Raw genomic sequence first — 21,464 nt, 5'->3', positions numbered from 1 at the left:
ACCGAACCCGCCGACGGGCTCATCCCCCTCACCATCAACGAGGTCCGCCACCTCATCACCCAGATCGCGCTACCCCGACCCGACCCGTCCGCCGGCTTCGTGCTGGCCTGGTCCCGGTGGCGCCGCCGCCACCAGGCACGCGCACAAGCCAGCCACTATCGCCGCCAAGCCGCAGCACTCCAACTCAACTGATCACAAAAGTCGGGCTGGAGTACTAGAGGTACTGCTTGGCCGGGCCGACCATCGCGCGCACGGTGCGCCCGTCGTGGAACTCGCCGATCGCGGTCATCGCCCAGGTGGGCGCCCCAGGCTCCCGTTGCAGCCGGCACATCACCAGGCCCGTCGCCGGCTTCGACTCGGACAGGTCGAACCGCACCAGCTCCTGGCCGGTCTGGTCGTCGATCAGCCGGCAGAAGGCGTTGCGGATGTCGGTGAACGACTGCCCCTGGAAGCTGTTCACGGTGAAGATCAGGCTCACGACGGTGGGCGGCAGCGCGCCCAGGTCGACGAAGATGGTCTCGTCGTCGCCGTCGCCCCTGCCGGTGAGGTTGTCCCCGGAGTGGCGGACGGCGCCGCGGGCGCCCTTCTTCGACATGAACCAGACCTTGTCGACGTCCTTGCCGCGCTGGTCGAACAGGATGCACGACGCGTCGAGGTCGATGGACTTCCCGTGCTGCGCGGGATCCCAGCCGAGACCCATCCGGACCCGGACCAGGGGCGGGGCGCCGGTCTTGACCAGCGACACGCTCTGGCCCTTGCGCAGCGAGACCCGGCCCTTGTCGAGGTTGATCCGGCCGGCGGCGCCGGGCGGCGGCCCGCCGACGGGCGCGCCCCACTGCTGGCCCCCCCCGGGCGGCGGAGGCGGCGGACCCCACTGCTGACCACCGGGCGGCCCCGCGGGCGGCGGGCCCCACTGGCCGGGAGCCGGCGGCGGCGGACCCCACTGCTGACCCGCGGGCGGGCCCCACGGCTGCCCTGCCGGCGGCGCCGGCGGCGGGCCCCACTGCTGGCCCCCACCGGGCGGCGGAGGCGGCGGACCCCACTGCTGACCACCGGGCGGCGGCTGCACGACCTGGGTCGGGGCGTCGTAGTGCGACGGGACGGGCGGCGGCGCCGCGGGTGGCGCGGACGGGACCGGCGGCGGGCCTGACTGCGGGGAGCCGCTGCCGGCGGTGCCCGGGTCGTCGACGGCGATCCCGAAGTCGGTGGCGATGCCCGCGAGCCCGGACGCGTACCCCTGCCCGACGGCGCGGACCTTCCAGGACCCGGCGCGGCGATACAGCTCGACGAGCACCAGCGCCGTCTCGGTGCTGAGGCCGGCGGGGTCGAAGCGGGCGATCTCCTGGCCGCGGCCGTCCCGGACGGCCACCGCGAGACCACGGACGCCGGCGAACGTCAGCGGGCCGCTCCCGTCCAGGCTGCCGGTCACGACCACCTTGTCGATGTCGGACGGCACCGCGGTGAGCGTGAACTCCAGCGCGGACGGCGGCGCGAGACGCACCCCGGGCCCGGCCGGCTGGTTGAAGAAGACGAAGTCGGCGTCATCGCGCACCTTGCCGGACGGAGTGACCAGCAGCGCGGCAATGTCCAGCGGGGTCGACGAGGAGACCTCGACCCGCACGTCGGTCGTCGGCAGTGCGGCGTTCGCGCCCTTGCTGAGCATCTGTGCCATCTGACCCTCCCATCCGCCGTCACAACGAACAGGTGCGGCGTCGCGATCCTACGATCGACCGCTATGAGCGCAACCGACGATCCGGAGCATGACAGCCCTGACCGCGCGGGGCACCCGCCCAGTGGCGGCGACGTCCTGCGGCGCGTCGAGGGGCACCTCGTCGGCTGGTTCGGCCCGGACAGCGGGCGGGCGAGCCTCACCTTCCTCGGGGCGGACCCGATCGAGGTGCTCCGCTTCGGCCCGGACCCCGATGGCGTGGTCCGCTATGTGACCCTCGGGATGGCGCGGGAGCCGATGACGCCCGCCGAGGCCACCGTGCGCGACCCCGCCGGACCACGGGCCGAGCTCGTCCTGTCGCTGCGCGGCCGGCGGGACGGCGCGGCGCGGGCGCTGGCCGTCCTCGCCTCGGTGCCGGTGGTCGAGGGCCGGCCGGTGGTCGCCGGCGCCGGTCTCGACCTCGGCGAGCCGTTGTGGGAGGGCGCCCGCTTCACCGCCGTTCTGGTCGGCGAGCCCGGCGGCCTGGTGCCCGACCTGCCGCTCGCGTCAGCTCGTCCGGACGCGGCCGGCAACGGCTCCGGCCCCGCGGCCCCAGGCTCGGCGGCCCCAGGCTCGGCGGCCTCCGGGCCGGCTCCGGTCCACTTCCTGCCACTGCTCCCGATGACCCCGAACGAGGCGGCGTACAAGCGCGTGCACGGCGCCACCGCGATGCACCAACGCTGGCTGGACGTCGGCACCGACCTGCGCGACCCCGACCGGGCGGAGGCCCCGCTGAGCTGACCGCCGTGGGCCCTGCAGCGGCGAGGGCCGCGGGGCGGTCAGAGCTCGACGCCGGCGAGCACCATCACCCGTTCCACCGTCAGATCCGCCATCGCGGCGCCGACACCCTCCCGGCCCAGCCCGGAGCCCTTGACGCCGCCGTAGGGCATCTGGTCGGCGCGGTAGGAGGGGACGTCCCCGATGATCACGCCACCGACGTCCAGCGCCCGGTGGGCGCGGAAGGCGGTCCCGAGGTCGTGGGTGAAGACGCCGGCCTGCAGGCCGTAGGAGCTGTCGTTGACCCGGGCCAGCCCGTCGTCCAGGCCGTCGACGGGCTCGAGCACGAGCACCGGCCCGAACACCTCCTCGCTGGCCACGGTCGCGTCACGCGGCACGCCGGTCAGCACGGTCGGCGCGAAGGCGGTGCCCTTCGCGATGCCGCCGCACAGCACGGTGGCACCGCGCGCCACCGCCTCCCGCACCCAGGCCCCGACCCGCTCCGCGGCGGCCGCGTCGATCAGTGGGCCGACGTCGGTGGCGGGATCGGCGGGGTCGCCGCCGCGCAGCTCGGCGACGGCGGCGACGATCTCGTCCCGGACCGGCTCGTACAGGCTGCGGTCGACGAACACCCGCTGCACGGCGATGCACGACTGGCCGGCCTGGTAGTTCGAGAACAGGGCGATCCGCCGCGCTGCGTGCCGCAGGTCCGCCGGGCTCGAGTAGTCCGCCGCGACCAGCACGGCCGCGTTCCCGCCGAGCTCAAGGACGACGTGCTTGCGCGGGACGGCGTCCCGGATCGCCCAGCCGACCCGCGCCGACCCGGTGAACGACACCACCGGCAGCCGCGGGTCGGCCACCAGGGCGGGCATCTGGTCGTCGCTGACGGGCAGGACCGACCAGGACCCTTCCGGCAGGTCGGTCCCGGCGAGCAGCTCACCGAGCAGCAGGGCGGACAGCGGGGTGCGCGGCGCGGGCTTCACGACGATCGGCGCGCCCGCGGCGATGGCGGGCGCGACCTTGTGCGCGACGAGGTGCAACGGGAAGCTGAACGGCGCGATGCCCAGCACCGGCCCGATCGGGAAGCGCCGGGTGAGGGCGATACGTCCCTCACCGGTCGGGTCGGTGTCGAGCCGGTCGACCTCTCCGGCGAAGCGGCGGGCCTCCTCCGCCCCCCAACGGAAGGTCGACGACGCCCGGGCGACCTCGGCCCGCGCCCACGTGATCGGCTTCCCGGACTCGCTGGTGATGAGGGCGGCGATCTCGTCCCCGCGGCGGGCGATCTCCCGAGAGACGCTGCTCAGCGCGCCGGCCCGCACGTGGGCGGGCAGCGCCGCGCAGGCGCGCGCGGCGCCGGCTGCCGCGGCCAGGGCGTCCTCGACGTCGGACTCCGCCGGGCGCGCCACCGTCGCGACCAGCCGGCCGTCGAACGGGCTGCGCACCTCGAAGGTCTCCGCGGACCCGCGCCGCCGCCCGGCCACCCAGAACCCGGTCATGACACGACCACCTTCTCCTCACCACCAGGGACGGGCGGACGCGCGGGGACCCGGCCGGACACCATCGCCGGACGTGGCGGATTCCCCACCCGTCGGAATCCGCGCGACAACACCTGACATCTTCCTCCTCGCGATCGATGGGACTCCAACTCCCACACACCGGCCACAGCGGGTGGGCGGTGTGTGGGGTCGCAGTTCACGGGCGCGTCGGGAGCCCCTGGAACCGCTGCTCGGCACGTCCACCAGCCGACCACTTACACTCTGCACGCGATCGACTCCGCTTCGGAGTGGGCGTCGGTCCGAGACAGGCAGCAGGCACAGCCGGCACCGCCGGACTGAGCCGCCAGGAGGAGGGCCCCGTGCGGAGTGGGACGGACACGGCCCTGCGGCCGACACACGGCGGCCCGTGGCTGCCACAGGTCCGGCGGCTGATCACAGCTGTCCCGGGGCCGGGCTCGACCGCGCTGGCCCGGCGCCGCTCGCAGGCGGTGGCCCGCGGCGTCAGCGAGACGCTTCCCGTCTACGTGGCGGCCGCCGGCGGCGGCGTGCTGGTGGACGTCGACGGCAACTCGCTGATCGACTTCGGCTCCGGCATCGCGGTGACCAACGTCGGCAACAGCGCCAACAGTGTGGTCCACAACGTCACCGACCAGGCCCGCCGCTTCACCCACACCTGCTTCATGGTGACCCCCTACGAGGGGTACGTCGCCGTCTGTGAGGAACTCGCGCGGCTGACGCCAGGCGGGCACGAGAAGCGCTCCGTGCTGTTCAACTCGGGTGCCGAGGCGGTCGAGAACGCGGTGAAGATCGCCCGCGCGTACACCGGGCGATCCGCCGTCGTGGCGTTCGCGCACGCCTACCACGGCCGCACCAATCTCACGATGGCCCTGACCGCGAGGTCGACGCCCTACAAGACAGGCTTCGGTCCGTTCGCACCGGAGATCTACCGGATGCCGATGGCCTACCCGTACCGCTGGCCCGGCGGTCCGGAGGGCTGCGGCCAGCAGGCCGCCGAGCAGGTGATCGACGCGATCCGCGCGGAGATCGGCGCGGAGAACGTCGCGGCCGTCGTCATCGAGCCGATCCAGGGCGAGGGCGGGTTCATCGTCCCCGGCGCCGGCTTCCTGCCGGCACTCGCGGAGTTCTGCGCCTCGGCGGGGATCGTCCTCGTCGCCGACGAGGTGCAGACCGGGTTCGGCCGCACCGGCCACCTGTTCGCCTGCGAGCACGAGGAGGTCGTGCCCGACCTGATCGTCACCGGGAAGGGCATCGCTGGCGGCCTGCCGCTCGCCGCCGTCACCGGTCGCGCCGAGGTGATGGACGCGCCGCAGGTCGGCGGCCTGGGCGGGACCTACGGCGGCAACCCCCTCTCCTGCGCCGCCGCGCTCGGCGCGATCGCCACGCTGGAGCGCGAGGACCTCGCCGCCCGCGCCCGCCTGATCGAACGGATCGCGATGCCGCGGCTGCGGGCGCTGCGGGGCCGGTACCCCTTTGTCGGGGACGCCCGCGGCCGCGGGGCGATGCTCGCGCTCGAGCTCGTCGCCGACGAGCCACCCCCCGCCGGGCAGGCGGCGCCCCGGCCCGACCGGGCGGTGACGGCGGCCTGCGCAGCCGAGGCACACCGACGCGGCCTGGTCCTGCTCACCGCCGGTACCTGGGGGAACGTGCTGCGTCTGCTCCCCCCGCTCGTCATCCCGGAACACCTGCTTGTCGAGGGCCTGGACGTCCTGGAGGAGGTCGTCGCCGACATCGCGTGCCACCGTTACGGCACCTGAACCGCCACGGCACCTGACCGACGCCGCGCCGCAGAGTCACGGGCCCGTCCGACATCTGGCGCCGAGGTGGACAAGTCCCGCGCGCAAGGAGTCGGAACCCGCCTCGGCGGGCATCAAACCCCCGCCCACCTGTACATGGAGGCGGAGGATGCCCGTGGTTCCCGTTCTGTCAGTTGACGCGCTTCTGCCTGTCGACGCGCTCCTGCCCGTCGACGCGCTCCTGCCCGTCGACGCGCTCCTGTCCGTAGACGTCCCCGCCAGCGCGCCGCGGCGGGGTGCGCGGTGACCGCCCCGCCGGTGTGCCCGGCCTGCCTGAGCGACCTCGACCCGCCGAATGTGTGGAGCGACCGGTGGCGCTGCGCCCGGCACGGCGACGTCGAGCCCTTCCACGAGGCGCACTCCTCCCGCGAGCAGGTGCTCCGCTCGCTGGGGCGGACCAGCCGGGTGCCGGTGTGGCTGCCCTCGCCGATGCCCGTCCACTGGTTCGTCAGCGGAGTCGGCTGGGCCGGTGACGAGCGCACCGGGGCACACGCCGCCGCACTCTCGGTGAGCGGCCCGTCGCCGGTCGGCGGCCCCGCCGAGATGGTGCTGGTCGCCGAGGCGCCACGGGTCGGCCTGGGCAGCCGGCTGGCCGGCCTTCCGCTCGCCGACCCGGACCGTCTCGAGCAGAGGCCCGAGGCGAAGGTGGAGGCCGCCGGGCACCCGACGGCACTCTGGCCCCTCGCCACTCCCCCGGACCGCGCGGCCTTCGTCGGAGAGGCGCTGGGTGTCTGGCTGTGGTGTGTGCTCTGGCCGGCCGACGCGGCGCTGATTCTGCTCGAACACCTGGTGATAGAGGACATGCGCGACGACCCGAGGCTTGTCGACCACCTGCTGTTCGGCGCCACGGGTTCTCATCTGTCCGCACCCTGATCCGGCTCCGGCGCGCTAGTATTCTGCCGCCCGCCCGTTCGCCGTGCCAGAGCCGGGAGCCCGGAGTGACTCTTCTACGCGAACCACCCGGCCCCGACACCCGGCCCGGCGCCGCCGAACACGGCGAAACGGGGCACACGCGTCCACGTGTCTCCCTGCTCGGATACCTGCGCACGACCTCGCACAAAGACATCGCCGTCATGTACGCGGTGACCTCGTTCGGGTTCTTCGTCTTCGCCGGCGTGCTGGCGATGATGATGCGTGCCGAGCTGGCCAGGCCCGGGCTGCAGTACTTCTCGAACGAGCAGTACAACCAGCTGTTCACGATGCACGGCACGCTGATGCTGCTGATGTTCGCGACGCCGCTCGCGTTCGCCTTCGCGAACTTCCTCATTCCGCTGCAGATCGGCTCGCCCGACGTCGCCTTCCCCCGGCTGAACGCGATGTCGTACTGGTTCTTCCTGTTCGGCTCCCTCACCGTGGTGGCCGGCTTCCTCACCCCGGACGGCGCCGCCGCCTTCGGCTGGTTCGCCTACGCGCCGCTGAACAGCGAGATGTACAGCCCCGGCGCCGGGGCGGATCTGTGGGTCATGGGCCTGTCCGTGTCCGGCCTGGGCACGATCCTCGGCGGGGTCAACATGATCACGACGGTGTTGACCCTGCGCGCGCCCGGCATGACGATGTTCCGTCTGCCGATCTTCTGCTGGACGTTCCTGGTGACGTCCATCCTGGTGATCGTCGCGTTCCCGGTGCTCGCCGGGGCCCTGCTCGCGCTGGAGGCCGACCGCCGCTTCGGCGCCCACGTCTTCGACGCCGAGAACGGCGGGGCGATCCTCTGGCAGCATCTGTTCTGGTTCTTCGGGCATCCTGAGGTCTACATCATCGCGCTGCCGTTCTTCGGCATCATCAGCGAGATCATCCCGGTCTTCTCCCGAAAACCGATCTTCGGTTACAAGGGCCTGGTGTTCGCCACGATCGCCATCGGCGTCCTGTCCGTCGTGGTGTGGGCGCACCACATGTTCGTCACCGGCGCGGTGCTGCTGCCGTTCTTCGCCATCATGTCGTTCCTGATCGCCGTGCCGACCGGCATCAAGTTCTTCAACTGGATCGGCACGATGTGGCGCGGCAACCTCAGCTTCGAGACCCCCATGCTCTTCTGTATCGGGTTCCTCGTCACCTTCCTGCTCGGCGGCCTCACCGGCGTGCTGCTCGCCAGCCCGCCCATCGACTTCCACGTCAGCGACAGCTACTTCGTGGTCGCCCACTTCCACTACGTGGTGTTCGGAACGGTCGTCTTCGCCGCGTTCGCCGGCACCTACTTCTGGTTCCCGAAGCTCACCGGCCGCTTCATGGACGAGAACCTCGGGAAGATCCATTTCTGGACGGTCTTCGTGGGCTTCCACCTGACCTTCCTCGTCCAGCACTACCTCGGAATGCAGGGCATGCCCCGCCGTTACGCGGACTACGGGCCGAACGACGGGTTCACCAGCTGGAACACGGTGTCCACCGCGGGCAGTTTCCTGCTCGGTGTCTCGACACTGCCGTTCATGTACAACGTGTGGCGGTCCTACCGGCACGGCCGGCTCGCCCTCGTCGACGACCCGTGGGGCTACGGCAACTCGCTGGAGTGGGCGACGTCCAGCCCGCCGCCGCGGCACAACTTCCACCGGCTGCCCCGCATCCGCTCGGAGCGGCCCGCCTTCGACCTGCACTATCCGGAGGTCGCCGGCACGGCTGACTACCACGCGACCCCCGAGCTCCGCTGAACGAGCGGCCGCCAGGGCCCTCCACCCCTGGCCCTGGCCCTGACCTCGACCTCGACCCTTGGGTACGGCTTGCCGGGCACTCAGGGCCAGCCAGGGCCAGGCGCGCTCAGGGCTGCGGTGGCACCAGCAGGCGCAGCGCGCCCGGCCGGACGACGATCTCGGCGGGCAGGTCGGCGACGGGGTCGCCGTCGGCGTACACCTGGAACGGCCGGTCGGCGTTGACGACGAGCCGCCGGGCCCGGCTGACCTGCACGTAGGGCACCTCGACGTGGCGCCCGGAGAAGATCCGCGGGAACAGCCGCAGGAACGTCAGCCGACCCGTCCTCGCGACCAGCACGATCTCCAGCAGGCCGTCGGCGATGTCGGCGTCCGGGGCGAACTTCATCCCGCCGCCGTAGTATGCGGCGTTCGCCGCGCCCACTGTCCAGCCCGCGTGCTCCCGCGGTGCCTCGTCGTCGATCGTCACGGTGAACCGGGCGGGCCTCCATGCCGCGAGCGCCCGCAGCACCGCATAGGTGTACACGCTCTGACCGGAAAGCCAGGTCGTCCGGTTCGCGATCACCTGGACGTCGGAGTCGAACCCGAGGCTGGCGATCCCCAGGAACGGCACTCCGTTCGCCTCCGGCAGGTCCACCCGGCGCTCCACCGCGGCAACAAGCGCCGTCGCGGCGAGCGCCGGATCGCGCGGAATCCCGAGGCCGCGCGCGAAGTCGTTGCCCCGCCCGCCGGGCAGGATCGCGAGCACACCCCCCGCCCGGGCGACGGCGCCCGCGACCCGGCCGGCGAGGCCGTCGCCGCCGAGCGCGACCGTCACCCGGCCGCCGGCCACGGCCGCGCGGGCGAGCTCGTCGGCGTGTTCGAGGCTTTGTGTGGTCTCCACGGTGACGTCGTCGGCCCAGCGCGCCAGCGCGGCTCGGACGTCGTCGAGCACCTTGGCCGCCCGCCCACCGCCCGCCTTCGGGTTCACCACGATGGTCAGCCGGGAGCGGTCGACCGCGGCGTCTGCCACCGCAGGCGCGGCCGACGCCGGCACGGCGCCGGTGGCAGAGGCCTGGCCACCGCGGGGCGCCTGCGCGACCCCGATCACCTCGGGCACGTCATCCACGCCGGCCATCTGCCCCTCCCGCACCACCAGTGAGTCGATCAACGCACAGCCTACGACCGACTCGCCCGCTCACGGGGATCCGTCACATCCGGCCGGTCCCGCCGGCCCGGCCCGGCCCGGCTCGGCCCGACGAACGGCGAACGGCGAACGGCGAACGGTCAGCGCTCTAGGCCCTGGTCGCTCCGGGGGTGCCGGCCTCGACGACCCAGGTCTCGTCGGTGGACGTCGGGGCGTCCCGCCGCTCGATGGTCTCGACGACGCGCATGTCCGAGCGCCACTCGTCGTCGCTCACCGTGATCCGGGTGTAGCCCCGCCGGTCCCCGCGGAAGTAGCGCACGTGCGGGTTGAGCCGCGCGTTGTTCTCCCGGACGAAGTCCTCGCTGATCAGGAAGAACCCCGAGCTGACCGAGGTGCAGACGAACTCGGTCGCGATCACCGGCGTCTCCGGCCGGTCGAAGTCGACCCGCAGGTCGTTCACCCACGCGCAGTGGATGTCCCCCGCGAGCACCACCGGGTTCGCGACCCGGCTGTCACGCACCGCCGAGAGGATCCGCGTGCGGTACGGGAGGTAGCCGTCGGCCTGGTCCAGGTTGGTGAGCGTCTCGCTGCCGTTCAGCTGGCCGTGCAGCTGGGCCATCATCGTCTGCTGGGCGATCACGTTCCAGCGCGAGCGGGACGTCCGCAGCCCGTCGACGAGCCACGCTTCCTGGGCCGCACCGGACATCGTCCCGCCGGAGTTGTCCCGGCCCTGCCGGACGGCGCCGATGCCGTCCGCGGGCGAGCCGGGCAGCGGCGTCCGGTACTGGCGGGTGTCCATGACGTTGAGGGTCAGCAGGTCGCCGAACGTCAGGCGGCGGTAGATGCGCAGGTCCGGCGACCCCGGGTCGAGCTCGGCCCGGATCGGCATGTGCTCGTAGTACGCCTGGTAGGCCGCCGCCCGCTGCCGGGCGAAGGTCGCCTCGTCCTGGCGGCGGTCACCGGTGTCGCCGGCCTCGTCCACCAGACCGGCGTAGTTGTTCTCGGTCTCGTGGTCGTCCCAGGTCACGACCCAGGGCGCGGCGAGGTGGGCCGCCTGCAGCGCGGGGTCGGACTTGTACTGCCCGTACCGGTTCCGGTAGTCGGCAAGGGTCTGGAGCTGGTCGAGACCGGGGGTCTCGGGGGTGGTGTGACGGCGGTCCGGGTAGGCGCTTTCCGGGTCGTACTCGTAGATGTAGTCCCCCACGTGGAGAACGAAGTCCGGGCGGTCGCCGGCAATGGCGTCGAAGGCCGGCCAGTAGCCGTTCTGGAAGTCCTGGCAGCTGGCGAGCGCGAACGAGAGCCGCCCGCCGGCGGCCCCGGGAGCGGCCGCGGTCCGGGTCCACCCGACCGGGCTCAGGACGTCCCCCGCCCGGAACCGGTAGAAGTAGTCCCGCCCGGACTCCAGGCCGCGGACGTCCACGTGCACCGAGTGCGCGAACGAGGCGGTGGCGAGCTGGGTGCCGCCGCGGACCACGTCGGAGAACCGCTCGTCCCGGGCGACCTGCCAGTCGACCTCGACATCACGCAGCGGCATGCCGCCGCCGGACGTCGGCTCGGGCGCCAGCCGGGTCCACAGGATCACCCCGTCGGGCAGCGGGTCACCGCTGGCGACCCCGAGGGAGAACACCCCGTCCCGGATCCCGGGAATCGGGGTGGGCGCGCGCATCGTCGGCGCAGGGGTCGGCGCCGACCCGGACCCGCCCCCGCATCCTCCGACCGCGGCAGCCACGAGGGCGCCGACGCCACCTGCCAGAACCGCTCGCCGGCCCGGTCGCGCGACCGCGAACAAACCCTCGTCCCGCATCACCGGCTGATGACACCACAGTGGGATGAACGGCGGACGACCAACCGCCAACCGGACCGACCAGGCCGTCCTCCCAGGCGTTGACAGTGCCGTTCCCGAGGGCCGTCAAGGGCGTGCGGTGCTCCGCGTGGCCTCACACGCGCACGCCGGCCGAGCATCGCAGACGCCGCCTAGCATCGAACATGAGTTCGAGATCAATAGCGGTCGTTCCCGCCCCTGCCCCGGACGGAGTACTCCGTGCCCCACATCGACAGCCAGTCCCACGCCCAGGGCGGTCACCTGGTGGTGGATCCGATGGACCTGTTCACGGACCAGCTGAACGCCCGCCTCGCCGCGGTGGGCGACACCGCCCGACAGGTCGCGGCCAGCCAGGCCCGAATGCTGCGTGCCCTCGCCGAAGCCGCCGCCCTGCAGGCGCCTCGGGAAGGCGACCCGGCCGGGATCTTCTCCGACTACGCCCCGGAGGAGGTCGCGACCATCCTCGCCGTGTCCGGTAGCTCCGCCCGGAACCAGATGCACTTCGCCAAAACCGTGGCACGGCGTCTCCCGCGTGCGTTGGACGCCTTGGAAGCCGGCGAGATCGACCTGCCCCGGCTCCACACCCTCGAACATTCCATCAGCCCGCTCGACGACGACACCGCCGCCGCGTTCGAGGCATGGATGCTGGAGCGGGGTCGACGCAGACACCGCGCCGCCTACGCCGCCGCGGCGCGCTGCGCCGTCCTGCGGCTGGATCCCGCCGGCGCTGAACGCCGCGCGGAGGAACGGAAGAAGGAACGCGGGGTGTGGATCGAGCCGGAGGACGACGCGGTCAGCACCCTCGCCGCGCGGCTACCCTCCGACCAGGCAGAAGCCTGCTACCGGCGGATCTGCGCCCTCGCCGAGGGCATCGCCCGCGACCGCGCCGACGATGACAGTCGCACCCTCGACCAGATCCGCGCGGATGTTCTGGTCGACATCGTGATGGGCCGCGCCGAGCATGCCACGCCGATCGGCTGCGATATCCAGGTTGTCGTACCCGTCACGACGCTACTCGGCCTCGGCCAGGAGCCGGGCGAGCTTGCCGGCTACGGCCCGCTGCCCGCCGCGGTCGCGCGAGAGATCGCGATGCGGCCAGGATCAACCTGGCGGCGGCTGCTCACCGACCCCCAGGGAGCGCTGCTCGAAGTCGCCGACCGACGGCTCCCCAGCCCGGCGCAGGTGCGACATGTGCGGGCCCGGAACCGGCAGTGCACCCATCCGACCTGCACCCGCCCCGCGGTACGCACCGAAACCGACCACACCGTCCCCTACGCCGACGGCGGGCCCACTCTGACCACGAATCTTGGCCCCTGCTGCAAGCGACATCATCGGATGCGGCACCAGCCGGGCCGGCTGTGGAAGGTCCGCCAGCCCCGCCCCGGCGTGTTCGAGTGGACCGCACCATCCGGCGCCACCACCGTCACCTACCCGCACAACTACCTCACCGGCGAGGAACAGCTCCCCGCGACCGACTGGGGCATGTCCCAGTAACGAGCAGGCGGCGACGAGCGGCGCGGTGGTGGGATCGCGAGCTTCGGCGAGACGGACCCGGCGCCACCGAGGGATATGGCCCACTCGTCTAGGATTTCGCGGGTCCGCCGCCGAACCGGAAGAACCAGGATGCCTCGCGACCGTCTCCGGGACCTGATCGCCGCGCAGCTGGTGCACAGCGACCTGCCCATCCGGGTCAGCGACCTGATCCTGGCCGCCCTCGAGGCGCCCGCAGTGGGCCGGCAGGGAGCAGGTGACGCCAACCCGGGTGACGCCAGCCCGGGTGACGACCTGGACGCCGGCCGCGGCACCGAGCGGCTCACCTCCGAAGCGGCGGTGTACCTGCGGGCGGTCAGTGTCGAGGGGTTCCGTGGCATCGGCCCGTGGGTGACCCTGCGGCTCCGCCCCGGCCCGGGGCTCACGCTCGTCACCGGGCGCAACGGTTCGGGCAAGTCCAGCTTCGCGGAGGCAGCCGAGATCGCGCTGACCGGCGAGGGCCGCCGCTGGTCCCAGCGGGCGGCGGTGTGGCGCGGCGGCTGGCGCAACCTGCACAGCGGCGGGACGGTCCGTATCGAGATCACCTGCACGGTCGAGGGGATCGCCGGTCCGGTCACCGTCACCCGCAGCTGGCAGGACGGCGACGGCCTGGCCGAAGGTCACGGTGCGGCGGCCACGGCGGGCGGCGGTCAGCTGTCGACGTCGGGCTGGGAGGCGGCGTTCTCCACCCACCGGCCGTTTCTGTCCTACGCGGAGCTGAGTGACCTGCTCGGCGGCCGGCCAAGTGCCATGTTCGACGCGCTGCACGCGATCCTCGGCCTCGACGCGGTCGCGGATGTCGCCCGTACGCTCACCGCGGCCCGCGGCAGGCTCACCGAGGCCGCCCGCCGGCTGTGGGAGGAGCACCCGCCGCTGCTGGCGGCGCTGCGGGCGAGCGGCGACCCCCGCGCAGCGCAGGTGGCCGACGCCCTCGGCGACCCAGCCCACCTCGACCTGGACCGCGCATGGGCGCTCGCCGCCCAGCCACCCCCTGCCCCGGGTCCCGCGGTCCCCCCGGGCCAGGCAGTGACCAGGCAGCTCCAGCACCACGCCCGGCTCACGGCCCTGGCCGCGCTGCGCGTACCGGCGTCTGGCGAGGTCGCGGTCCTGGCCGCCCGGCTGCGCGAGCTGGCGGCTGAGGAGGCCGGGCTGCTCGGGACCACGATCGGCGACGCGGCCCGGCTCGCCACCCTGCTCGCCGCGGCAGTCGACCACCACGAGCAGCACTCCGACGCCCGCGCGGACGCCCACGCGGACGCCGGCGCGGCGGCGGAGCGACCCTGCCCGGTGTGCGGCACCGGGCAGCTGGACGAGGCGTGGTCACGCGCGGCCACCGCGGAGCTGGCCCTCCTACGGGAGCGGGCCGCGCCGCTGGCCGCCGTGCGGGAGGGGCTGGTGCGTGCCCTCGCCGAGGTCCGTCTGCTGGTCGCCCCGGTGCCCGCCGCCCTGATCACCCCGGTGTCCGGCGCGCCGCTCAACCCGGAGCCCGGCGTGCTGGCCACCGCGCCGGCGGGGAGCTGCTCCATACCGGTCGGTGCGGCGGAAACGGCCTGGGAACGTTGGGCCGCGCTGCGGCTGCTGACCGACCCGGTCACGGTCGCGGGCGGGCTCGCGGCCGCCTACCCACCGCTGCGCGAGGCGGTCGAGGAGCTGGCCACCGCCGCGGCGAAGGCCCTCGACCTGGCGGACGCAGCGTGGCTGCCACTGGCCGCGCGGGTCACCGCCTGGGTCTCGGCGGCGCGCCGGGCCGAGGCCGACGTACAGCCGCTGGCGGACGTCCGACGTGCCCTGGAATGGTTCCGCGGGGCTGCCCAGGAGCTGCGCGACGAGCGGATCCGGCCGTTCGCGGAGCAGTCGGCCGGCATCTGGTCGCTGCTGCGCCAGGAGAGCAACGTCGATCTCGGCCCGGTACGGCTCACCGGCAGCGCGAACCAGCGCCGGGTCGATCTCGACGTCACCGTCGACGGAGTGGACAGCACCGCTCTCGGCGTGATGAGCCAGGGGGAGCTGCACGCTCTCGGCCTGGCGCTGTTCCTCCCGCGGGCGACGAGCGAGGCGAGCCCGTTCCGGTTCCTCGTCATCGACGACCCGGTCCAGTCGATGGACCCGGCGAAAGTGGACGGGCTGGCCCGGGTGCTCGCCCAGGTGGCCGAGACCCGCCAGGTCGTCGTCTTCACCCACGACGACCGGCTCGCGGACGCCGTCCGGCGGATGCGGCTGCCGGCCACGGTGCTCGATCTGGTGCGCCGGGAGGGATCACGGGTCGAGCTGCGCGAGAACCTCGACCCGGTCGAGCGGCACCTCGCCGATGCGCGCGCCCTCGTCCGCACCGCCAGCCTGCCGCGCGACATGGCGGTCATGCTGGTCCCGGCGATGTGCCGGACGGCGGTCGAGACGGCGTGCAACGAGACAGTCCGGCGCCGCCGGCTGGCCGCGGGGGCGCGGCACGCGGACGTCGAGGCGGCGCTGACTTCGGCGCACTCGGTGACCGAGAAGGCGGCACTCGCGCTGTTCGACGACGCCCGCCGGGCGCGGCTGGTGCTGCGCCAGCTGGACGGGCACGCACCGTGGGCGGCGGACACCTTTCGTGCGCTGCGCGACGGGGTGCACGTCGGCTACGGCGGTAACCTCTCCGGGCTGATCCGCAACACCGCCCGGCTGGCGGACCACTTCCGCTCGCTCGCATGAGCCGCCCCGGGCCGCGGCTGGATCCGGAGGTGCCGCTCGCGCAGGCGGACCGGCTGCTGCGCGGCGGGGATGCCACCGACCTGCGCGGGTCGTGGCCCCGCATCTGTGCCTGGCTGCTGCGGCTCGCCGTCGAGCAGGCCGTGGACGAGGTGTGGCGGGCCCACGGCCGCCCGGAGCTGATGCGGCTGCCGATGCGCGCGCAGCTGTTGCTCCTGCCGGCCTTCGTGGACGGCGCGGCGGCGGACGAGGTCGGCAGTGCCTGGTACGCGCTGTCCAGGGCCGGTCACCTGCACGCCTACGAGCTGGCACCGACCGCCGCCGAGCTGCGCCGCTGGCACCAGGACCTGTGCGCGCTGCTGCCGAGGCTGATCGAGCCGGAGCCAGCACCGCCGAACGGAACGCCGGACAGAACGCCGGACGGAACACCGCCGAACGGACTTCGACCAAGCGGATAGTGTGAGTCGGTTGGGATCAAGGAGGTCGCGCCAAGGAGGTCCCTCTGACCATCGGCCCGCACCCGCGTATCGACCTGCACACGCACTCGACGGCCTCGGATGGCTCGCTCACTCCGGAGGAACTGGTCCGGCACGCCGCGGACGCCGGCCTCGACGTCCTCGCGCTCACCGATCACGACACCACGGCCGGCATCGACCGGGCCGCGGCAGCCCTGCCGCCCGGGCTCACCCTGCTGCCCGGCGCCGAGATCTCCTGCTCGGTCGCGATCCGTGGCCGGAAGGTGTCCCTGCACGTGCTCGCCTACCTGTTCGACCGGGCCGAGCCCCGGTTCGCCGCCGTCCGCGCCCGCCTGCGGGACGAACGGGCCAGCCACGCCCGGCGGATGGTCGAGGGCATCGCTGCCGCCGGCCACCCGCTGCGCTGGGAACGGGTCCGGGAACTCGCCGGCGGAACGGTCGGCCGTCCGCACGTGGCAGCGGCCCTGGTCGACGCGGGCCTTGTCCCGACAGTGCGCGACGCGTTCACCCACGACTGGATCGGTGCCGGCGGGCGGTTCTGGCTTCCCAAGACGCAGCCGGACGTCGGGGAGACACTGCGGCTCATCCGGGACGCGGGCGGCGTCAGCGTGTTCGCCCACCCGTTCGCCAGCGCCCGCGGGGAGACCGTCGGCCCGGAGGTCATCACGGACATGGCCCGCGCCGGCCTGACCGGCGTGGAGGTCGACCACCCTGACCACCAGCCACCCGACCGGGACCGGCTGCGGGTGCTGGCCGCCGAGCTCGGCCTGGTGGTCACCGGGGCCAGCGACTTCCACGGCCCTGGTGACCGCCGGGTGCTCGGCTCGGAGACGACGGCGCGGACGTCCTACGAGGCGCTGGTCGACCGGGCGAGCGGCGCCGCACCCATCAGCGGGTAGCGGCCCCGAGGCCAGGCTCTGCCACCGCCGGGATCACCGCCGCCAGGAGATCCAGTGGGTCGGTGTGGGCCCGATGGTTCGGCGTGAGCTGTGGTCAGTGGACGGCCGGGGCGATCTCCGGGTCGCCGAGGCGCCCGAGGAGCTCCGCGATGATGTCCTGCTCCTCCGGGGTGAAGTGGCTCAGGACGTGGCGCGCGACCCCCCGCAGGTGGGTGCCGGAGGCATCCCGCAGCCGGGAGAGCCCCGCGTCGGTCAGCGTGGCCAGGGTGCCCCGCGCGTCCGACGGGCAGGAACGGCGCTCGACCAGGCCCTCCCGCTCCATCCGGTCAACCAGCCGGGTCAGCCCGCTGCGGGAGAGCAGCACCTTGTGGGCGAGCTCACTCATCCGCAGCTGGTGACCGGGTGCCTCGGACAGCTGCACGAGCACGTCGTAGAAGGCGAGCGGCAGACGGTGCGCCGCGTCGAGCTCGGCCTCCAGCAGGCGGGTCACGTGCGCATGTGCCCGGAGCAGCTGCCGCCAGGCGCGCATTCCCCGCGCGTCCACCATCTCCCGCGCCATGTGGATCAGAGTACGTCGCGCGAAACGGTCGCGCCGCCGGCCACCGAGGCCGCCCGGGGCGGCCGTGACCCCCACCGCCGGGCCGGCCCGGCAACCCGGCGGCGGGCTATCGTGGACAGGGTCGCGCCCGGTAAGCATCCACCGCGCGGCCGCGACATGCGATCTACACAGCGAACCCGCGATCTACCCAGCGATCCCGTCCACAGGCCCGTTCCGAGCCCCCGCTATGCAACATCCGTGGTCGTGACCCGACCGTGGATGTCGACCCGCGACCGAGGTTTCCCTTGTCACCAGCCCTGCCTTCGTCCGACGCCATCCAGACCGCCCTCGCGACAGTGCTGGACCCGGAGATCGGGCGGCCGATCACCGACCTGGACATGGTGGAGTCGGTCCACGTCCGCGATGACGGATCCGTCGACGTGGCCGTTCTGCTGACCGTCTCCGGCTGCCCGATGCGCGATGAGATCACGTCCCGCGTCAGTCGCGCCGTCAGCGCTGTCGACGGCGTGCGGGATGTCCGGGTGGCGCTGGGAGTAATGACCGCCGAGCAGCGGACAGCCCTGCACGAGAAGCTGCGGGGCGGTACCGCGCAGCGGGTCGTCCCCTTTGCCCAGCCGGGTTCCATGACCCGCGTGTACGGCATCGCCAGCGGGAAGGGCGGTGTCGGAAAGTCCTCGGTCACCGTGAACCTGGCCGCGGCGATGGCCCGCTCGGGGTTGTCCGTCGGTGTCCTCGACGCCGACATCTACGGCCATTCCATCCCCCGCATGCTCGGCATCGACCGCCCGCCCACCCAGGTCGAAAAAATGATCATGCCGCCGCAGGCGCACGGGGTGCGGGTCATCTCCACCGGAATGTTCACCCGTGGCAACGAGCCGGTCACCTGGCGCGGGCCCATGCTGCACCGCGCCCTGGAGCAGTTCCTCTCCGACGTCTTCTGGGGTGACCTCGACGTCCTGCTCCTCGACCTGCCGCCCGGCACCGGCGACATCGCCATCTCGCTGGCCCAGCTGGTGCCGACATCCGAGCTGCTGCTCGTCACCACACCGCAGCTCGCGGCCACCGAGGTGGCGGAGCGGGCGGGCACCATCGCGGTGCAGACCCACCAGAACGTTGTCGGTGTGGTCGAGAACATGGCCTACATGCCCTGCCCGCACTGCGGCGAGCGGGTCGACGTGTTCGGTGAGGGCGGCGGCGCGGTCGTCGCCGAGCGGCTGACCCGGGTCCTCGGCCACGACGTGCCGCTGCTCGCCCAGATCCCGGTGGACGTCCGGCTGCGCGAAGGCGGCGACAACGGCCTCCCGCTGGTCCTCTCCGAGCCTGACTCCGAGGCCGGGAAGGCACTGCGCGCCGTCGCCGAACGGCTCACCTTCCGCTCCCGTGGGCTTTCCGGCCGTTCGCTCGGGATCAGCCCCGCCGGCCGCGTCTGACACCGGCACGCGCCACACAGCCGGGGACCCGGCACACAGCAGAAAGGGCGGGCCTCCGAAGAGGCCCGCCCTTTCTGCTGTGCTGCTGTGATGAGATGCCGTGCGTGACGCGCGTCGCGTCGCGTGGCAGGCGCTCGTGACCGGGCTGCCGCGAGCGAGCTGCTAGGTGGCGTCCGAGTCGAACGGCGCCGGACTCGCGAGCGGCTCTGGCCGGGCCGCCGGTGCGTTGCCCGTGGCGACGGCGCGCCCGGGCGAAGCGGGCTTGGTCAGTGACAGGTGCGGGTCGGACTTCGCCATCGGGGCCGGCTCCGAGGGGCCCGACGGCAGGTGGTCCTTGGTGAGGGACGGCGGCTGATCCTTGGTGAGGGACTGCGGCGCCGGCAGATCGTCCCCGACCAGCAGTGACTCGAACGAGGCCCGCTTGCTCGGGTAACCCGTGAGCAACGGGTCGTCGTCACCTTCGAACAGGTGCTTGCGCACGAAGGTCTTGGGGTGCAGATCCCGCAGGTCGAGATCGGCCAGCTCGGGGCCCAGCTCCGACCGCAGGTCGTTGCGCATCCCGTTCGCCATCTGGCGGAACTGGCGCAGCATGCGGCCGGCGTCTCGGGCAGCCTTCGGCAGCCGGTCGGGTCCGAAAACGAACAACCCGATCAGGAGCAGAACAACTACCTCGCCCCATCCGACGCCGTTGAACACATCGGTCAGAGTACCCCCAGTGTCGTTGCGCGCGAAGGGCTCCGACATGACGAGCAGGTGACCTGTTCCCGGTCGATCCGGGCACGACCAGCACGTACCGGACCGTTCCGGACATGGGGCACCCGCCTGCCCGGATCTCGCCGCCCCCACTGTCGTGCCAGCCGGGGCAGTGCGGCCCAGCAGTACAGACCCAGCAGTGCGGGCCGGCGAGACCCGGAATCGCTCGTCCGGACTACCCGGGTTGCTCCTGCAGCACCACCCGGGTGGTGGTCTGAGCGCCGTTGCGCCAGAAGGTGACGGTCACCGTGTCACCGATGCGGCGCAGGCGCGTCGCCGCGTTGAGATCGTTAGTGCTCGTCACCGTCCGGTCGTCGACCCGCAGGACGATGTCGCCGGGGATCAGGCCCGCCGACGAGGCCGGCCCGGTCGGCTCGATGTCCCGGATGATGGCCCCCGGCACGGTGCCACGCGCACGGGCCTCGGCCGCTGTGACCGTGGCCGCCGACACCCCGAGGTAGGGATGGGTGGCCCGCCCCGTGCGGATGATCTCGTCGGCGACCGACGAGGCGTAGTCGATCGGGATGGCGAACCCGACCCCCACGCTGCCCGACTGGCCTGCCGCTCCGGGAGCGGTCGCGATCGCCGTGTTGAGGCCCACGACCTGCCCCTTCGCGTCGAGCAGCGGGCCGCCCGAGTTCCCCGGGTTGATCGCCGCGTCGATCTGGATCGCGCCGATGATGACGGATGCAGCGCCGCCCTCCGCCGGCACGGTCGGGTTGCGGTCCAGCGCGCTGACGATCCCGGTCGTCACCGTCCCGGCCAGGCCGAACGGGGCCCCGATCGCGATCACCGGAGCACCGGCGACGAGCGATCCTGACCGGCCCAGGGTCGCCACGGGCAGCCCGGACGCCCCGGGCAGCCGCAGCACGGCCAGATCGGAACGCGGGTCCCGGCCGACGATCTCGGCGAGGATCGGCTCGGCGCCGGCGGTCGTCGTGACCATGACCTGGCCGGCCGCGTTCGCCGCTGGAGCGATCACATGGTTGTTGGTGAGGACGTAGCCGTCCGCCCGGATGATCACACCGGAGCCGTTCCCGCCCTGGGTGCCGGCGGTGACGTCGATCGTCACCACCGACGGGAGCACGCGGGCGACCACCGAGGCGACCGAGCCGGGGTCGACAACGGTCGGGGCCGGGGCGGCCAGTGCCGTCGGCGCGGCAGCACCAGCCGACCGGTCGGACAGCAGACTGGTCACCCAGCCGCCGACCGCTCCGCCGCACAGCCCTGCGATGAGCGCGGTCACCACGAGGGCACGCCGACCCTGCCCGCCCCTGAGCCGTGCGGGAGTCTCCGCCGCAGGTCCACCCGCGCCGGATCCGCCGGACGCGCCCGATGCGCCCGATGCGCCGGATGCGCCGGATGCGCCGCGGACGACCGCGTCGGCCGCCGCGGTCCTGGCCGCCGCCTCCGCCCGGAGATCCGGTCCGCTCTGGGCGGCCTGGGTTGCTCCCGACGGCACGGCGGAATCCGCCGCCCGCCGGAGACTGACCGGCCCGGTGTCGGACCGGGCCCCGCTCCTCGATCGGGACGTCAGCTCGGACGGCGGCGGTGTCGGCGGCCGCGGCGGCCGGCGCTGGGCGACCAGATCCACGAAGGGATCCGGTGTCGGCCGGCCGGCCGCCCGGCCGGGGGAACCCGGTACCGCCCGCGCCGTCGTCGACCGGTCGGCGACGGTGGCCGCCGACTCCCGCGGTGCGCTCGCCCTTGGCGTTCCCGACGGACGCGGGCTCCCGGAAGCCCCCACGGCAGGGCGGGGGGCCGCCGCCGGTGCCGATGCCGTGGACCTGTCTCCTATCCACGTCTCCAGCTA

At 73.3% G+C, this 21,464-nt stretch carries 17 protein-coding genes and 2 pseudogenes; 12 read left to right on the top strand and 7 right to left on the bottom strand.

Annotated features, from left to right (window positions below):
- A pseudogene (locus AB1460_RS28780) lies at positions 1-192 on the top strand (hypothetical protein); the annotation flags it as partial.
- Between the two features lie 22 nt (positions 193-214).
- Here the strand turns inward: AB1460_RS28780 and AB1460_RS28775 are convergent.
- Positions 215-1,672: a TerD family protein gene (locus AB1460_RS28775; RefSeq protein ID WP_368965223.1), complete on the bottom strand. Its 1,458-nt coding sequence runs from the start codon at positions 1,670-1,672 to the stop codon at positions 215-217.
- Positions 1,673-1,735: 63 nt separating this feature from the next.
- Between AB1460_RS28775 and AB1460_RS28770 the strand changes: the two genes are divergently transcribed.
- The gene (locus AB1460_RS28770) at positions 1,736-2,449 is read left to right on the top strand and encodes a suppressor of fused domain protein (protein WP_368965222.1); all 714 of its coding nucleotides are present in this window, start codon (positions 1,736-1,738) and stop codon (positions 2,447-2,449) included.
- A gap of 38 nt (positions 2,450-2,487) precedes the next feature.
- On the opposite strand, the gene AB1460_RS28765 is transcribed toward AB1460_RS28770, so the two are convergent.
- The gene (locus AB1460_RS28765; RefSeq protein WP_368965221.1) at positions 2,488-3,921 is read right to left on the bottom strand and encodes an aldehyde dehydrogenase family protein; all 1,434 of its coding nucleotides are present in this window, start codon (positions 3,919-3,921) and stop codon (positions 2,488-2,490) included.
- Between the two features lie 359 nt (positions 3,922-4,280).
- On the opposite strand from AB1460_RS28765, the gene gabT reads away from it, so the two are divergent.
- The 4 genes from gabT (at position 4,281) to ctaD (ending at position 8,374) form a co-directional block, all read left to right on the top strand.
- Positions 4,281-5,696 carry a 4-aminobutyrate--2-oxoglutarate transaminase gene (gabT, locus tag AB1460_RS28760; protein ID WP_368965220.1) on the top strand — a complete coding sequence of 472 codons (1,416 nt, stop codon included), beginning with the start codon at positions 4,281-4,283 and terminating at the stop codon, positions 5,694-5,696.
- Positions 5,697-5,850: 154 nt separating this feature from the next.
- Positions 5,851-5,982: a hypothetical protein gene (locus AB1460_RS28755; RefSeq protein WP_368965219.1), complete on the top strand. Its 132-nt coding sequence runs from the start codon at positions 5,851-5,853 to the stop codon at positions 5,980-5,982.
- Positions 5,979-6,608, top strand: a complete 630-nt coding sequence (locus AB1460_RS28750; RefSeq protein ID WP_368965218.1) for a DUF6758 family protein — start codon at positions 5,979-5,981, stop codon at positions 6,606-6,608. The genes AB1460_RS28755 and AB1460_RS28750 overlap by 4 nt, the downstream gene beginning before the upstream one ends.
- A 65-nt stretch (positions 6,609-6,673) precedes the next feature.
- A complete protein-coding gene (gene ctaD / locus AB1460_RS28745) occupies positions 6,674-8,374 on the top strand; it encodes a cytochrome c oxidase subunit I (RefSeq protein ID WP_368965217.1) in 1,701 nt (566 codons plus the stop codon).
- A 106-nt stretch (positions 8,375-8,480) separates the two neighbouring features.
- Here ctaD and AB1460_RS28740 read toward each other — a convergent pair whose 3' ends face one another.
- The gene (locus tag AB1460_RS28740; protein ID WP_368965216.1) at positions 8,481-9,521 is read right to left on the bottom strand and encodes a diacylglycerol/lipid kinase family protein; all 1,041 of its coding nucleotides are present in this window, start codon (positions 9,519-9,521) and stop codon (positions 8,481-8,483) included.
- Positions 9,522-9,645: 124 nt separating this feature from the next.
- A complete protein-coding gene (locus tag AB1460_RS28735) occupies positions 9,646-11,301 on the bottom strand; it encodes an alkaline phosphatase D family protein (protein WP_368965215.1) in 1,656 nt (551 codons plus the stop codon).
- Positions 11,302-11,538: 237 nt separating this feature from the next.
- On the opposite strand from AB1460_RS28735, the gene AB1460_RS28730 reads away from it, so the two are divergent.
- The 4 genes from AB1460_RS28730 to AB1460_RS28715 all read left to right on the top strand — a co-directional run bounded on the left by AB1460_RS28730 (position 11,539) and on the right by AB1460_RS28715 (position 16,909).
- A complete protein-coding gene (locus AB1460_RS28730; protein ID WP_368965214.1) occupies positions 11,539-12,813 on the top strand; it encodes an HNH endonuclease signature motif containing protein in 1,275 nt (424 codons plus the stop codon).
- 129 nt (positions 12,814-12,942) lie between these two features.
- On the top strand, positions 12,943-15,537 hold the full coding sequence (locus tag AB1460_RS28725) for an AAA family ATPase (protein ID WP_368965213.1): 2,595 nt from the start codon (positions 12,943-12,945) through the stop codon (positions 15,535-15,537).
- A gap of 29 nt (positions 15,538-15,566) precedes the next feature.
- Positions 15,567-15,992 carry a hypothetical protein gene (locus AB1460_RS28720; protein WP_368965212.1) on the top strand — a complete coding sequence of 142 codons (426 nt, stop codon included), beginning with the start codon at positions 15,567-15,569 and terminating at the stop codon, positions 15,990-15,992.
- A gap of 122 nt (positions 15,993-16,114) precedes the next feature.
- Entirely contained in the window at positions 16,115-16,909 is a 795-nt protein-coding gene (locus tag AB1460_RS28715; RefSeq protein WP_368965225.1) for a PHP domain-containing protein, read from the top strand.
- 94 nt (positions 16,910-17,003) lie between these two features.
- Here AB1460_RS28715 and AB1460_RS28710 read toward each other — a convergent pair whose 3' ends face one another.
- The gene (locus AB1460_RS28710) at positions 17,004-17,468 is read right to left on the bottom strand and encodes a MarR family winged helix-turn-helix transcriptional regulator (protein WP_368965211.1); all 465 of its coding nucleotides are present in this window, start codon (positions 17,466-17,468) and stop codon (positions 17,004-17,006) included.
- Positions 17,469-17,752: 284 nt separating this feature from the next.
- Between AB1460_RS28710 and AB1460_RS28705 the strand changes: the two genes are divergently transcribed.
- Entirely contained in the window at positions 17,753-18,898 is a 1,146-nt protein-coding gene (locus AB1460_RS28705) for an Mrp/NBP35 family ATP-binding protein (protein ID WP_368965210.1), read from the top strand.
- A 162-nt stretch (positions 18,899-19,060) separates the two neighbouring features.
- On the opposite strand, the gene tatB is transcribed toward AB1460_RS28705, so the two are convergent.
- Both tatB and AB1460_RS28695 read right to left on the bottom strand, forming a co-directional pair.
- Positions 19,061-19,594: a Sec-independent protein translocase protein TatB gene (gene tatB / locus AB1460_RS28700; RefSeq protein ID WP_368965224.1), complete on the bottom strand. Its 534-nt coding sequence runs from the start codon at positions 19,592-19,594 to the stop codon at positions 19,061-19,063.
- Between the two features lie 232 nt (positions 19,595-19,826).
- Entirely contained in the window at positions 19,827-21,113 is a 1,287-nt protein-coding gene (locus AB1460_RS28695) for a S1C family serine protease (protein ID WP_368965209.1), read from the bottom strand.
- A gap of 37 nt (positions 21,114-21,150) precedes the next feature.
- Here AB1460_RS28695 and AB1460_RS28690 point away from each other — a divergent pair.
- A pseudogene (locus AB1460_RS28690) lies at positions 21,151-21,464 on the top strand (hypothetical protein); the annotation flags it as partial.

Source organism: Parafrankia sp. FMc2, assembly GCF_041008525.1.
Lineage (GTDB): Bacteria > Actinomycetota > Actinomycetes > Frankiales > Frankiaceae > Parafrankia.
This window is presented reverse-complemented; position numbering and strand designations above follow the sequence as displayed.